Below are 13,546 nucleotides of genomic sequence, written 5' to 3'. Positions count from 1 at the left end.
CTCGCCAAGGCCTCCGCAGCCTTCATCGCGTATCGATACCGCGCGCATGAATTCGGCGATTCCATGCTGCTCAATCGCCAACCGCCGCTTCTATCGCGCGAACGGAACCGTGCCGAGGTGCTCCAGACGAAGCCTCTACTCGAGGCGTGGCTATGATGTCGGCAGGTTCGGTGGCATTCCGGCCACACCGCGAACGCCAGCTTCGGAGAAGCGCCGGAAAGGTCGGCAATTGGCGCGATCGAGGCGATGCGGACTTCGCCTACTCAGCACTTGCCAGCTCGCGTCAAACGGCTTGGTTGGGTGGCAGTCGGTCATCCGCGTCGGCCTTCGGAAGGAGCAGATCGCCGCCGTGCCACGCCACGTCCCGCAGGTGAACTATTCCCAGATTCACGACCCGTCGTATGCTATCCTTGGCCGATTGGTCTGCTTGAGGAGAATTCTTGGAGAGAAGGCTCGCAGCCATCCTGGCGGCTGACGTGGTTGGCTACTCGGCGCTCATGGAGAGTGACGAGGCAGGGACCTTTGAGCGTCTCAGAGCGATACGCACGGAACTGTTTGAGCCCAAAATAGCGGAACGACACGGACGCATATTCAAGCTCATGGGCGACGGACTGCTCGCCGAGTTCTCCAGCGTGGTGGATGCGGTCGAGTGCGCGGTGGCGCTGCAGAGTAGCTTGGTCGAGCGCAACGCGGATTCCGTCGCGAACGATCGCATTGAGGTGAGAATAGGCATCAATCTCGGCGAAGTAATTGTCGAGGGCGAGGATCGCTACGGCGACGGCGTCAACATCGCAGCGCGCCTGCAGCAACTAGCGGAGCCTGGCGGCATCTACATCTCCGGTAAGGTTGCTCGCGAAGTCGAAAGGAAGCTTCCCTTTGGCTTCGAATCGATGGGCGAGCAGCATGTCAAGAACATCGCTGAACCGCTCCCGGTCTATCGCGTTCTTCGCCAGCGGTTCGTCGCCGACATGCAACAGCTCAGATCGCCTTCGTTGCCCAACAAGCCGTCCATCGCCGTGCTGCCGTTCACCAACATGAGCGGTGATCCCGAGCAGGAGTATTTCACGGACGGGCTGGTGGAGGACCTCATCACTGGCCTGTCGAAGATACCCGGTCTGTTCGTCATCGCGCGGAACTCCACTTTCGCCTACAAGGGCAGAACGCTCGATATCCGGCAGGTCGCAAGAGAGCTTGGCGTCCGCTACGTGATGGAAGGGAGCGTGCGGCGGGCTGCCGACAGACTGCGCATAACCGCACAGCTTATCGAGGGCAAAGATGCAACCCATGTTTGGGCAGACAAGTTCGAGGGCGCGGCGGAAGACGTGTTCGACCTGCAGGACCGATTGACCGAGAGTATCGTCGGGACGCTTGAACCCACCCTGCGGCGCGCTGAGATCGACCGAGCGCGCCGCAAGCGGCCGGACAGCCTTGACGCATATGATCTCTTCCTGCGCGCCTTGCCACATGCCTACGCCAACACGCGGGCCGATACCAACGAAGCCCTGCGCCTGCTGAACGAGGTCTTGAGCCTCGACCCGAACTACGCTTCCGCACATGGCTATGCGGCCTGGGGATACGAACAGCGCTTTCTGCGCGGAGGCTTCCATCCCGAAGACAGGGCTGCCGCGCTGAAGCACGCCAACATCGCAATGGCGATCGGCGCCGACGATCCCCAGGCGCTGTCGATGGGGGCGTTCGTTCACGCCACGATTACCCATGACTACGCACGGGCCATCAGCGCTCTCGATCGAGCTTTGAAGCTAAACCGCAACTTAGCTCTGGCATACGGCTTCAGCGCGATGGTGCACATGTACAGCGAAATCTATGAACGTGCGTGCGATCACGCGTTCAAGGCACTTCGCCTCAGTCCTTTCGATCCCCTGAACTATCATTCGTATCTGGCGCTGGCCTGGGTCCACCTCTTCACTGGCCGGTATGATGACGCGGTGAACTATTCGACGCTGGCGATCCAAGTAGCGCCCGGCTTCAGCGTCCTCTATGCCAGCCTCGTCGCAGCCTATGTCAATCTCGACCGCCTGGATGCCGCACGCGCAGCCGCCTCGCGGCTGTTGGAGGTCGCGCCGGGCTGGACAAACAGCGCATTCGTGCGGATGAGCGTCGTCCGACCAGAACTCATGGAAATGCTGGCGTCGGCGCTGCGAAAGGCGGGATTGCCGGAATGACCGGGCGAAGCAAGCGCAGGCAGGAAGGGCTGTCGAGAACCATGAAGCCGGCGGCTGGCGCGCCGTCGGTGCACCGGCTAGGCGTATCGTTGCGGCGTCTGCAGAAAGTGTGCCGAGCGCGGCGAAACGATAATGGCCCGCCTGTGGGACGAGCCTCTGAATCGTGCAGCCGGGCTGCTCATCGTGCCGGATGCGGCGAAGCGGACCATAACCGACATTGCATTCCGCTGCGGCAGGAGAGCCGGAGCGTCGCGCGATCCATGGTCTCAAGAGGCGTGATCTGTGGTATCAAAGGCCGGTAAGGGCACGCCGGAGGCGCCGATCCTACCCGCCTCTGACCTGCGGCTTGCGTGTCGCGAATCCTAACTGAGGCCCAACATGGAGCGGAAGCTCGCTGCCATCCTTGCCATCGATGTTGTCGGGTACTCGGCGCTCATGGAGGCGGATGAAGCGGGCACCTTCGACCGGCTAAAACGTGGCCGCAAAGAGCTGTTCGAGCCGGAAATCGCAACACGACACGGGCGAATCTTCAAGCTTATGGGAGACGGCCTGCTGGCGGAGTTCGGCAGCGTGGTGGATGCGGTCGAATGCGCGGTCACGCTTCAACGCGGCATGGCGGAGCGTAACGCGAGCGTCGCCGAAGACCAGCGCTTCGAAGTCAGGATCGGAATCAACCTTGGAGAAGTGATCGTCGAAGGGGACGATCGCTATGGCGAGGGCGTGAACGTGGCCTCGCGCCTCCAGCAACTCGCCGAGCCCAGTGGCATCTGCGTTTCAGAGAAGGTGTCCAAGGAAGTCAGGCAGAAGCTGGCGTTTGCGTTCGAGCCTATGGGCGAGCAGCGGGTGAAGAATATAGCCGAGCCGATATACTGCTATCGCGTAAACCTGCAGCTTCCGAGAGCCGCTCCGGTCGGCCGACTGGCATCGCTGGAATTGCCCGACAAGCCCTCGATCGCGGTTTTGCCTTTCACTAACATGAGCAACGATCCGGAGCAGGAAACCTTTGTCGACGGCTTGACCGAAGACCTGATCACCGACCTATCTCGCTGCGCCGGCCTCTTCGTTATCGCGCGCAACTCGACCTTTGCTTACAAGGGGCGGTCGGTCGATGTGCGTTTGGCCGCGCGTGATCTTGGGGTGCGCTATGTGGTTGAAGGCAGCGCCCGGCGCGCCGCGGGGCGCGTGCGCGTTAATGCGCAGCTGATCGAGGCAATCGGCGGCGATCATATCTGGGCCGAGCGCTATGACAGCAGCCTCGAGGACATCTTTGCAGTGCAGGATGAGGTCACGGCCAAGATCGTCGAAGCCCTAGTCGGCCGATTGGCCGGACGGCCGGCGCGCAAACGGCCGACGAGTCTCGAAGCCTATGACCTCTGCGTGCAAGCGCGCGGCGTCAGTTTTCAGACCGGGTTAGGCGCGCGGGAAGCGCGCATGCTCCTGGAAAAGGCGATTGGTCTCGATCCCGACTATGCCGAAGCACATAGCTGGCTGGCCCTCAATCTTTGGCTCGGCTGGCTGTTCTGGGACGAGCCGAAGGAAGCCAACCAGCCTCGCTCGCTCGCGGAAGCGCAGCGGGCAGTGGCGCTCGACCCTAACGATGCCGGGAACCGCTGGGTGCTGGGCATCATACTTGGTCACGAACGGCGTTTCGCGGAATCGGATGCTGAGTTCGAGGCGACCTTCAAGCTCGATCCCAATCATGCCGATGCCTGGGCGATGCGCTCGGATCTCATCACCTTGAGGGGCGACGCGGTCAAAGGCGTCGAATTCGTGAAGCGGGCATTGCGGCTCAATCCGCGCCCACCGGGGTGGTATTATTGGATGGCGGGCCAAGCCTACTATGCGCTCGGCGACTATCAATCCGCGGTCGAGGCTTTACGCAAGCCGGAAACCTACCGCACCACGTCGCGGCGCATGCTAGCGGCAGCCCTCGCGCAGCTCGGGCGCCAGGATGAAGCCCATCAGGAGGCGGAATTCTTCATGATGAGCAATCCCCATTTCAGCATCAGGCACTGGGCAACATCGCAGCCATTCGACGACGAGGAATTGCTCCAGCGCTTCGTCGAAGGCTACCACAAGGCTGGCCTTCCCGACTAAAGGGCGCATCGCTTTGGATCGCCTACTTGCTCTCGTCAGACATAGGCTTGTTTTGGTTGTGAGGGCGATGACCGTGGGTTCCGATCAATGTCCGTTAAGGGCGGGTTGTGCCCCATTGTGAAGGTGCACTTCATCGGCACCGACAACCAACAACTTTCAAACCGATCCTTTGTAGCGCTTCCAGGTGAGACGCTAGAATTCGCGGGCTCACGTCGAGCGCTGCGGCTGCGGAGGGCGGCAAGGAGAAGAACCATGCCCAGCTGGAACAGAGGCCACATTGTCGGTCAGAAGCCTCCTCTCAAGCCGTGCGAGGTCTGGAGCATTAGAACACGACTGCAGGTGTCAGGCGCGGCACGTGACCTGGCACTGGTCAATTTTGCCATAGACAACAAACTTCGATGCTGTGACCTGGTCACGATCACGGTCGGCGACGTCGCACTATCCGGCACGTTTCGCGACCGGGCGGTAATCGCGCAAGACCGGACGACCAGTACAATTCGAGATCACGGAGCAGACTCGAGCTGCCATCAGCGCCGCGATAGGTCGTCGCGGTCTAGTCGAAGGAGAGTATCTGTTTCCAAGTCGCATGAGGCCGAAACCGCAGTTGTCGACCAGACAGTACGGAGATTGTCGACAAATGGGTTTCCAGCGTCGGGCTCGATCCCAGGCGATACCGAACTCATTCGATGAGGCGTACGAAAGCCGCGCAGATCTACACGAAGACGGGAAACATTCGCGCGGTGCAACTGCTCCTGGGCCATACGAAGCTTGAGAGCACGGTTCGCTATCTCGGCATCGAAGTGGACGACGCTTTGGCGATCTCTGAACAGATCGACCTGTGAAATGAACCTGCGACAACGGACAGAGCGACGCGGGCTGGAAGCGTCGCTTTGTGACCCTTTCGAGACCTTCCAGAGTCGAATTCTCTTCTTGGAAGCCGACATTGGCCGGAACCAGCATTCGTGATCCATTGCAGACCTTTGTGTCCATCACTCGGAACGACCGCAAATTGATCTAAAAGCCGCTTCCTATAGTCCAGCCGCCTCGCAGTCCTGTCTCCCGCCAGCCAACCCGGCGACGCTTACCCCGGGCGGTAGCGCCAACGCCACGCATGCACTAATGTCTCAGCCCCCTGGGCTGGCCAGTGACCTGTTCAAATTAGGGAAGTACCCATGACCGAACATTGCTGTGGACCGGGCTATGCTTCTCCCGCCGAGGCCACGAGGGCACCCCGCGAAAAGTTGCTCTATACGATTGCTATCTACACTGGCACGGGCATTCAGAAGCCGGACTATTTGTGTACCATTGATGTCGACCCGGAGAGTTCGACCTACAGCCAAGTGATTTCACGTTTGCAAATGCCGGGTATTGGCGATGAGCTTCATCACATGGGCTGGAATGCCTGTTCGTCGTGCCATGGCGATGCGAGCATGGAGCGCAAGTATCTGATCGTGCCCGGTGTGCGCTCGACCAATCTCCATATTGTTGATTGCGGTACCGATCCCCGCAATCCGACACTGTTCAAGGTGATAGAGGGCGCCGAAATCAAAGCCAGAACCAACCTGTCGGCACCGCACACCGTGCATTGCCTTGGTTCGGAGATCATCATCTCAATGCTTGGCGACGCTCAAGGCAACGCGCCAGGCGGTTATTTGAAACTCAACAAGGAGTTCGAGATTGTCGGCCGTTGGGAAAACTCCATGGGCAGGATCAAGTTTGGTTATGATTTCTGGTACCAGCCGCGACACAACGTAATGGTCAGCTCGGAGTGGGCCGCGCCTAACACTTTCATGCCTGGTTTCGACCTTGAGGAGGTGGGCCACCTGAAGTATGGCCGAGAGATCCATTTCTGGGATTTTGAGAAGAAGGAACCAAAGCAAACATTCTATCTCGGTGAAGATGGCTTGATCCCGCTGGAAGTGCGATTCCATCATAATCCCGACAGCAGTCACGGCTTTGTTGGCGCGGCCCTTTCCGCAAACATTATCCACTGGTGGAAGGATGCAGCGGGTGACTGGCAATGGGAAAAAATCGTGGATGTCGAAAATGAGCCGCATCCCGAATGGCCCATTCCGATACCGGGCGTTATCTCAGTCATTCTGCTCAGCATGGACGATCGATACCTCTATCTATGCAACTGGTTGCATGGCGACATCCGTCAGTATGATATCTCGGACCCCCACAACGCCAAGCTTACCGGACAAGTGTGGATGGGCGGACTTCTCGGACGTGCGCCTGAGGTTAATGGCGTGAAAGTGACTGGCGGGCCGCAGATGATACAGCTCAGCCTCGACGGCAAGCGCCTTTATGTGACGACCTCGCTCTTCTCGACCTGGGACAATCAGTTCTATCCGGAAATCCGCACCAATGGCGGATGCATGCTGATGGTCAATTGCGATACGGAAAACGGCGGCATGGAAATTGATCCGCGATTTGTCGTCGATTTTGGCAAGGAACCAAATGGACCAAGCCGCTGCCACGAAACCCGTTATCCCGGCGGTGATTGCACGAGTGACATCTGGGTATGACCAACTTCACCATCACTCTCGTCAATCAAGGCGGTGCGGCCTTTGACGTCGATCGCCGGAAGCCCCTCTTGCAAAGCTTGCGCGAGCAGGGCGTGGACCTGCCCTACGGGTGCAAGTATGGCGGCTGCATAAGCTGTGCGGCCAAGATAATCAGCGGCAAAGTCAATCAAAAAGCGCAGCGGGCGCTGAACAACCGCCAGATCACCAATGGCTATATAATCCTCTGCGTTGCCCGCCCTATGAGCGACTGCACGCTGGAAGTCGGCGTTGAAAGCCACGACAAGCTCTATCGCAACCCCTTCCTTGACCCCTTGGCCGCTCATGAATTGAAAGCCGATATTGCGACCCCGTTGGAAGCAAAGAAATGACCCACATGAATCATGATGAGCCCTATTCGGAGGCTTATCTGCAAAACATTCTGAAATCGGTCAAAACCATCGCGATGGTGGGGGCCAGCCCCGACAAGACCAAGTTTTCCTATGGCGTACTCAGGGTTCTGCACGAAACCGGCTATGACATGATCCCGGTTAATCCCACTCCCGGTCTGGATGAAATTCGAGGGCTCAAGGTGTACGCGTCACTGGCGGCCATCGACCGGCCTGTGGATATGGTTGAGGTTTTTCGCCGCTCCGAAGATCTGTTGGAAGTTGCACAGGAAGCCATCGCAATTGGTGCCAAGGTTCTGTGGAGTCAGATTGGGGTGCGCGACGACGCTGCCGCCCTGTTGGCGGAGGAAGCGGGCTTGAAAGTTGTGATGAACCGCTGTCCCAAGATTGAGTTGTTCCGCCCCTTCTGGAAGCCGAAGTTGCACTTGGGAATATGATTGCAGAGTCACGGAATTCGGCGTTGTCGCGGTAGCTGACCTGTTCCCTTGGCCTTAGACGTTGATTGATTTTTGCCTGAGGTAAGATGCCAGATGGTCGCTGAGATCACGCGCGTCGTCGCCGGCGCCGTCGATCAGCGCAGACTTGCGGCGGCGCAGAAACTGCATCCCCATCAGGTACATGCCCGGATGTTCCGCAACGCCGCCGTCGTGACGGAGGTGGCCCTTGCGGTCGAGGACCGGCAGCTCCAGCCAGGAGTAGTCCGGCTTGTAGCCAGTGGCCCAGATGATCGTCCTGATCGCGCCTCCGGTAAGGTCGAGGCCGAGCGGCGGGTTGTCCTCGACACGGGTCGGCGGCAGGCGATCCGGCGGCCCGACCGTAGCGTCAAGGCCGTTGGCGCGGGCCCATTCGTCGATGAGGTCGAGCAGCCGGGCCATCTTGAGATCGGAAAGCGCGCACATGTTGCGCAACGACCCCGCAAACTGGGCCTTGGCGTCTTCGGTGATGCCAGCGAGACGGCCAACGAGCCTGACGCCGAGGTCGACCAGCGCATTGAGGTCGAGGGTGGTGCGATCGGGAGTGCCGGCAAGCTGCAGCGAAGGAACCCGTCGCGCCCGCCTGATGTCGTCTACCTCGTCGTAGCGCTCGTCGAGCACGCCGGCGGCGTCCATCCACCACTCCAGGTCCTTGCCGCGATAGACGCGCGGCGCCCGGATGTGCTCGCCCACCGACAGGGTTACTTGACGCCCCGAACGCTGCAGCTCCTGTGCGATCTGGGTGCCGCTCGACGAGGCGCCCACCACCATCACGCCGCCGTCGGCGACCTGAGCCGGATTGCGATAGGACTGTGCCGTCAGCATGGCGACCGACGGCGGCACGCGGACGGCCAAATCGGGCAGGCGTGCGATGTTGCACGCGCCCGACGCCAGCACGACAGTTCGGCAGCGCCACTCGCCGTGGTCCGTGCGCACGACATATCCCGCCCCGTCGCTGCGAACCGAGGTAACGGTCGTGTGTGTTCTGACTGGAGCCGCGATCGCCTTGGCATAGTTCCCGAGGAAGTCGATCACTTCAGGCATCGTCCGGTAGCCGTCGGGGTCGTCACCATCATAGCGGAAGCCCGGCAGCCGGCTCTGCCAGTTCGGGGTGAGCAGCCGCAGCGAATCCCATCGCTCGGTGCGCCAGGTATGGGCGATCTCGCCGCGCTCCAGCAGAACATGGTCGATAGAGCGCTCCGCGAGGCAGCGGCTCATCGCGAGCCCCGCGTGCCCTGCGCCGACGATCACTGTGGTGACGGAACTAATCGCGCCCTCTCAGGAGAGTCTACGGCTCGAAGCGCCTTTCAATTCACCACGACCGTGACGTTCGTCGGATTGGTTACAATGTCATAGACAGCCGACCGCTTCTGTGACTGAGCGACGAGAGCCTCGATGTCCTCGCGCTTGGCGTCGGCGTCGATGTTGTACTTCACCGTGATGCCGCTGAAGCCGTTGCGGACGTCGCTGTCGATGCCGAGTATGCCCGCAATATCCATGTCGCCTTCGATGGTCGCCTTCACCGACTTCAACTGGATGTTCCGGTTCTGGGCAACCGCGGCGATGCCGGCTGTCAGGCAACTCGCCAGCCCGACCAGCACGTATTCGACAGGCGTGGCGCCCTGATCCAAGGAAGCAAAGACCTCCGGATGGTCGGCATCGAATGCGAAGGTGGTCTTGCGATGCTGGTCCTGGCCGAGACCGTAGAAACTCTCGACCGTCGAGTGGCTGTGGGTGCCATCCTTCCATTCGCAGGCCGCGCGCCACTTGAACTGCGCGGCCTCCGGGGCGTTGGTAAGCGCTTCGCGTGCACCGAGCAGCGCCTCGACGTTAACGCCATTGTTTGCCTGTACTTCGGAAGCCATAGTTATCCTCCCTACTTTGCACTGGCTTAAAAACCCGACCCATCCCACCGACCTCCTGATCAGATTTCACCATGAGTTGACATGCTATGGGTAGCGAAGCGTTTCTTCAAGTTGTTTTCCGCAGAGGCAAGGTCGTCCCTCGTGTGCCGAGTTGCGTCTTGCAGGTCAAGGATGCCCTGTGTCGGTCGGCGTTGGTTCGGCATCCAGGTGTCGGAATCGTGATGCATTTTCTTGAAGGGCCGGCAAGCTAAGTCGACTGCAATCCCGCGGAGCGATCTTTGGCGCTGCGAACAGCTGTTTCGCTGTCGCGAACGGGCAATCCAAAGCTGCGAAGTTAATTTCGGCTTTTGGCGCGTCCCGCTGGTTCAAACATCCCCTTCGAGAACACCTCTAAATGAGCGTCGAATGACTCGGTTGGGTGGAAAGCGGTCCTTGGTCGACGGTCAGCGACGGGCCGGCTGAAATAGCTCGACGACGTTGCCGGAGGGGTCGACCAGTAGGATCTGAGACCCGCCGGGCCCGGTCACAATGTCGTTGCGGAACTGCACACCGGCCGTACGCAGCCGCGCCACCTCGGCGGCAAGATCGTCGACGATGAGATGAATGCGATTCCAGCCGCCGGGCCCAGGTTTCTCGCATCGATGTTGCAGACCAAATCTTCGCAGCACGGTCGCCAAAGTGCGTGGTAAGACCGCGACGGCGCAATCAGCGGAGTCTGATTTGACCATGCCTTCTTCTACCACCAAGCGTGCGCTGATCACCGGGGCGGGTGCTGCCGACGGCATCGGCTTTGCCATCGCGCGGCAGCTCGGCCTTGCCGGTCATGCCGTTTTCCTGAACGGTGCCAGCGCGCGTGTACTCGATCGCGCCGCCGAGCTTTGCGCCGAAGGCATCAATGCCAAAGCCGCGGTCGCCGATCTCACCATCGCAGCCGAAGTCGCGCGGCTGCGGGCTGATATTTCCGGCGAGCTGCCGCTTCACTGCAGCCGCAATCGCGCCCGCCGGCGCAAACACGCGCCGCCCATCGTCCAGTTCGATCGCCACCATGCGGTCCGGCGGTCATACGAGATCGCGCAAGGGCGCGGGCGCCGGCGGCTCGTTTTCTCCTCTATCGGCTAGCTCGACCACCGCCAGTTGCGGCGCCTTGCGGGCGTTCAGGCCGAACTCTTCCCGCCAGCGGGGCCATGCTGGTGGCAATGCCATGGCGGTGGCAAACCGCCGCCATGCTGACGCCGGACTTCTCGTCTCGTCATTGCTGAAGAGGATGCCAAGCAACGCATTGCAGAACTCAAGGCACAGCTCTCTCACATCGAGGCGCAACTCTCGAATCTCGATGAGCCACCCTCGACCGTGGCTCTCCATCCAGCGACGCTGCAGCGCTACACCGAAACCGTCGATGCTCTTTCAAAGGGCTTTTTTCCGCCGCCTTCGGCTTTGCATCGCGAAACAAAAAGGCCGTCGCCGGCCGCCTTCCCACTGCGTTTCAGCCCTAGGGGTGCGGCCCGATCGTCTCCGGTCTCACGACCATCATCGAGGCCACGATGGGCGCGGCCCGAGAAACAGAAGGAACCTACAATGGCTACGATCGGCACTTTTTCCCGCACCGCGAACGGCTTCTCCGGCTCGGTCAAGACACTCAACCTCAACGTCAAGACAGTGTCGTTCACCCCGGCCGAAGGCGACAATGAAAGGGGTCCGGCCTTCCGCATCTTCGCCGGCGCCACCGAGTTCGGGGCGGCATGGAAGAAGACCTCGCGGGAGGGACGCGACTACCACTCCGTCAAGCTCGACGATCCGAGCTTCCCGGCTCCGATCTATGCAAGCCTGGTCGAGACCGACACCGAGGGCGAGTTCTCGCTGATCTGGTCCCGCCGTGCTGCCGAGTGATCCGACCTAACGCGAAGCCCCGCCGCAAGCGAGGCTTCACCACGTTCAGGTTCGCCACTGCCTGTCAGCTCTGTCAGGTGCAGCACGCTACGCTTTGACGGGTGCCTTGCGCGCCTTCTTCACAGGCTGCTTGATTGCCGTTGCGGCTGTCGTCGCTGACGCGCGAGCAGCTCGTTTTGGTTTTTCTGCCGCAGCTGTTGCTGGCGCTGCCGCCTTGCGCCCGAGCCCTATTGATTTCGCCAGGGCCGAGCGGGTGGCCGCGTAATTCGGCGCCACCATCGGATAGTCTGAGGGCAGGTTCCATTTCTGACGGTATTCGTCCGGACTCAGATTATAATGCGTTCCGATATGCCGCTTCAAGGATTTGAACTTTTTCCCGTCTTCCAGGCAGATGATGAAATCAGGTGACACTGACTTCTTGATCGACACCGCCGGCTCCAGTTTGGCTGCGGCCGGAGCCACAGGTGTGCCGATCCCTTGCAAAGCGACATAGACATCCCCGATCAGCTTCGACAACTCGCCGACCGGCAGCGGATTGTTCGAAACGTAGGCGGAAACGATGTCGGCGGTGATTGTTACGAGATCGGCCTGGTCGCTTGGGTCTGGAGAAACGGTCATCGAATTTCCTCTTGTCCAAAGGGCGCTTTGAAAACGGATAGTCTGTCTATTCGGCAAATGATTGATTATTCTCCAACAAACCTCATTCGTCGCAAATATCAAGCCGGCAGGCTTCGCCCCCATCGTTCTGTCCGGCTGCGGACAAAGCTGCCGATAGCGTCGGGGAAGCAGGAACACTTGCCCCTCTTCTCCCGCGCGAGGGCGCAGATCCTACGCACGTAGGCTCTACGAAGCCCCGCCGCTGCATCGCAGATTGAGCGATGAACATGCGCGCTCGATCCTTCGTGCCAGAAGCGGTCGTCGATGCTCAGAAATCGGCTTCCTCGAAGTATTTGGCCTTCAGCCATGTGTTCGACGGTCCGCTCCTGTAGCCGCTGTCGGCGCGCTTCGAGATGATGCTCTCGAGCCCCACCTTCTCGATGGCCCGAAAGATCGCTAGTCTAGCGCACTGCTCTCGAAATGCTCGCTGTACTGAATCTTGCCGAGGCCGTGCTCAACCAATTGCCACAGCGCCTGCTTGCGCTGCAGCAGGGGCAAGGAGGCTAGATTGCGACCGTCGAGATGGAGGATATCGAACGCGACGAACACCAGCCGGCTCGGTTCGTGCCAGATCGCGGCTTCCAGCGCAGGGCAATGGGGAGCGCCCTGCTCGCCTGGAACAATGACCTCGCCGTCGATAATGGCAGCCCGGCATGGCAGCTCGGTAGCCAGCGCGATAGGCCAGTATTTCGTGGTCCAGTCACGGCCGTTCTTGCTGTAAAGACGCACGCCGCCTTTATCGATGATGATCTGCGTTCGGTAGCCGTCAAGATTGACCTCGTGAAGCCATCCCTCATCTTCGGGCGGCTCCTTGACCCGAGTCGGGATCTGCGGCGGAATGAACTCCAGCCGGCCGCCGTTCACCTTGGCACGCTTACTCAATGACGCCACCTTTGATCGCGCAGCGGCGGCCGATCGGCACAGGGAGCCCGACATCCCCCCAACCTGGACGCCTGCCGCCTGTGCCGAGCCCCCGCCGAGCCATTGCGAGCATCTGCGCACCAGGCCGGATTGTCGTTAGCTTCGCATCCACATACTTGTCCTGGCGTACATATCTCGCTCGTTGCGGCGGTCTTGCACCACGCAGTCTTTGGTTAATTTCGAGCGACCTGGTTAGTCCATCAAAAGCACCAGAGCGGGATGCAGCTTCTTCAGATTCGGCAATGATTTCGATTGCCAGGGTATGTCGGGCGCTCCACGCACGACGAGTCGAACATCGGGATGCTTGCGCACCTCAATGGTAAATTTCGCCAGCAAGTTGATGCCGGAAGAGTTGAGAAAGTGAAGGTCCTTCAGATTGAGCGTAATGGAAGCGGGATTCGAGGCAAGCACACTGGTCGCCAACGCCGTGATAGGCGCACCGGCGTCGGAACTGGCAAGCCGCATTGCACCGTCGAAGAAAATTTCGCTTCCTTCAATCCACACGCGGTAGTCGTCTGTCCTGATTTCCATAGCCTGGCTTCGTTTCCT

Annotated in this window: 13 protein-coding genes and 2 pseudogenes; 8 read left to right on the top strand and 7 right to left on the bottom strand. The window is 60.2% G+C overall.

Annotated elements, in window-relative coordinates:
• Positions 1-440: 440 nt before the first annotated feature.
• The 6 genes and pseudogenes from NKI25_RS32980 to NKI25_RS32955 all read left to right on the top strand — a co-directional run bounded on the left by NKI25_RS32980 (position 441) and on the right by NKI25_RS32955 (position 7,631).
• Complete coding sequence (locus NKI25_RS32980) at positions 441-2,183, top strand: adenylate/guanylate cyclase domain-containing protein (protein WP_353000549.1); 1,743 nt, start codon at positions 441-443, stop codon at positions 2,181-2,183.
• Between the two features lie 378 nt (positions 2,184-2,561).
• Complete coding sequence (locus NKI25_RS32975) at positions 2,562-4,280, top strand: adenylate/guanylate cyclase domain-containing protein (protein ID WP_352595770.1); 1,719 nt, start codon at positions 2,562-2,564, stop codon at positions 4,278-4,280.
• Between the two features lie 252 nt (positions 4,281-4,532).
• Positions 4,533-5,122: pseudogene (locus tag NKI25_RS32970) on the top strand (tyrosine-type recombinase/integrase).
• 330 nt (positions 5,123-5,452) lie between these two features.
• Positions 5,453-6,808 (top strand): selenium-binding family protein, encoded by a 1,356-nt coding sequence (locus NKI25_RS32965; RefSeq protein ID WP_352595773.1) that lies wholly within the window; start codon positions 5,453-5,455, stop codon positions 6,806-6,808.
• A complete protein-coding gene (locus NKI25_RS32960) occupies positions 6,805-7,176 on the top strand; it encodes a 2Fe-2S iron-sulfur cluster-binding protein (RefSeq protein WP_352625634.1) in 372 nt (123 codons plus the stop codon). Before NKI25_RS32965 ends, NKI25_RS32960 begins: the two co-directional genes overlap by 4 nt.
• A 5-nt stretch (positions 7,177-7,181) precedes the next feature.
• Positions 7,182-7,631, top strand: coding sequence for a CoA-binding protein (locus NKI25_RS32955; protein ID WP_352595804.1), 450 nt, complete (start codon positions 7,182-7,184; stop codon positions 7,629-7,631).
• A 54-nt stretch (positions 7,632-7,685) separates the two neighbouring features.
• Here NKI25_RS32955 and NKI25_RS32950 read toward each other — a convergent pair whose 3' ends face one another.
• The 3 genes and pseudogenes from NKI25_RS32950 to NKI25_RS32940 form a co-directional block, all read right to left on the bottom strand.
• Complete coding sequence (locus NKI25_RS32950) at positions 7,686-8,918, bottom strand: NAD(P)-binding domain-containing protein (RefSeq protein ID WP_353000548.1); 1,233 nt, start codon at positions 8,916-8,918, stop codon at positions 7,686-7,688.
• Between the two features lie 56 nt (positions 8,919-8,974).
• Complete coding sequence (locus tag NKI25_RS32945) at positions 8,975-9,532, bottom strand: OsmC family protein (protein ID WP_292664767.1); 558 nt, start codon at positions 9,530-9,532, stop codon at positions 8,975-8,977.
• Between the two features lie 443 nt (positions 9,533-9,975).
• Positions 9,976-10,167, bottom strand: a pseudogene (locus tag NKI25_RS32940) (VOC family protein); the annotation flags it as partial.
• Between NKI25_RS32940 and NKI25_RS32935 the strand changes: the two are divergent.
• On the top strand, positions 10,136-10,651 hold the full coding sequence (locus tag NKI25_RS32935; protein ID WP_352843777.1) for an SDR family NAD(P)-dependent oxidoreductase: 516 nt from the start codon (positions 10,136-10,138) through the stop codon (positions 10,649-10,651). The pseudogene NKI25_RS32940 and the gene NKI25_RS32935 overlap by 32 nt on opposite strands.
• Here NKI25_RS32935 and NKI25_RS32930 read toward each other — a convergent pair.
• Positions 10,592-10,894 carry a hypothetical protein gene (locus NKI25_RS32930; RefSeq protein WP_352708867.1) on the bottom strand — a complete coding sequence of 101 codons (303 nt, stop codon included), beginning with the start codon at positions 10,892-10,894 and terminating at the stop codon, positions 10,592-10,594. The genes NKI25_RS32935 and NKI25_RS32930 overlap by 60 nt on opposite strands.
• Before the next feature lie 213 nt (positions 10,895-11,107).
• On the opposite strand from NKI25_RS32930, the gene NKI25_RS32925 reads away from it, so the two are divergent.
• Positions 11,108-11,419, top strand: a complete 312-nt coding sequence (locus NKI25_RS32925) for a DUF736 domain-containing protein (RefSeq protein WP_352828145.1) — start codon at positions 11,108-11,110, stop codon at positions 11,417-11,419.
• An 87-nt stretch (positions 11,420-11,506) separates the two neighbouring features.
• Here NKI25_RS32925 and NKI25_RS32920 read toward each other — a convergent pair whose 3' ends face one another.
• From NKI25_RS32920 to NKI25_RS32910, 3 genes are all read right to left on the bottom strand, one after another.
• Entirely contained in the window at positions 11,507-12,037 is a 531-nt protein-coding gene (locus NKI25_RS32920; RefSeq protein WP_352828169.1) for a Ros/MucR family transcriptional regulator, read from the bottom strand.
• A 435-nt stretch (positions 12,038-12,472) separates the two neighbouring features.
• Complete coding sequence (locus NKI25_RS32915; protein ID WP_353000546.1) at positions 12,473-12,958, bottom strand: ATP-dependent DNA ligase; 486 nt, start codon at positions 12,956-12,958, stop codon at positions 12,473-12,475.
• A 231-nt stretch (positions 12,959-13,189) separates the two neighbouring features.
• Entirely contained in the window at positions 13,190-13,528 is a 339-nt protein-coding gene (locus tag NKI25_RS32910; protein ID WP_352595916.1) for a slr1659 superfamily regulator, read from the bottom strand.
• Positions 13,529-13,546 lie beyond the last annotated feature (18 nt).

Source organism: Mesorhizobium sp. M0808 (assembly GCF_040320025.1).
Classification (GTDB): domain Bacteria; phylum Pseudomonadota; class Alphaproteobacteria; order Rhizobiales; family Rhizobiaceae; genus Mesorhizobium.
The sequence above is the reverse complement of the archived record's forward strand: the minus strand, read 5'-3'. Positions and strand labels throughout refer to the sequence as shown.

Coding starts and splice junctions, on each gene's coding strand:
- NKI25_RS32975 (WP_352595770.1), top strand. CDS start 2,562: ATGGAGCGGAAGCTCGCTGCCATCCTTGCCATCGATGTTGTCGGGTAC.
- NKI25_RS32965 (WP_352595773.1), top strand. CDS start 5,453: ATGACCGAACATTGCTGTGGACCGGGCTATGCTTCTCCCGCCGAGGCC.
- NKI25_RS32960 (WP_352625634.1), top strand. CDS start 6,805: ATGACCAACTTCACCATCACTCTCGTCAATCAAGGCGGTGCGGCCTTT.
- NKI25_RS32955 (WP_352595804.1), top strand. CDS start 7,182: ATGAATCATGATGAGCCCTATTCGGAGGCTTATCTGCAAAACATTCTG.
- NKI25_RS32945 (WP_292664767.1), bottom strand. CDS start 9,532: ATGGCTTCCGAAGTACAGGCAAACAATGGCGTTAACGTCGAGGCGCTG.
- NKI25_RS32935 (WP_352843777.1), top strand. CDS start 10,136: ATGCGATTCCAGCCGCCGGGCCCAGGTTTCTCGCATCGATGTTGCAGA.
- NKI25_RS32930 (WP_352708867.1), bottom strand. CDS start 10,894: ATGGAGAGCCACGGTCGAGGGTGGCTCATCGAGATTCGAGAGTTGCGC.
- NKI25_RS32925 (WP_352828145.1), top strand. CDS start 11,108: ATGGCTACGATCGGCACTTTTTCCCGCACCGCGAACGGCTTCTCCGGC.
- NKI25_RS32920 (WP_352828169.1), bottom strand. CDS start 12,037: ATGACCGTTTCTCCAGACCCAAGCGACCAGGCCGATCTCGTAACAATC.
- NKI25_RS32910 (WP_352595916.1), bottom strand. CDS start 13,528: ATGGAAATCAGGACAGACGACTACCGCGTGTGGATTGAAGGAAGCGAA.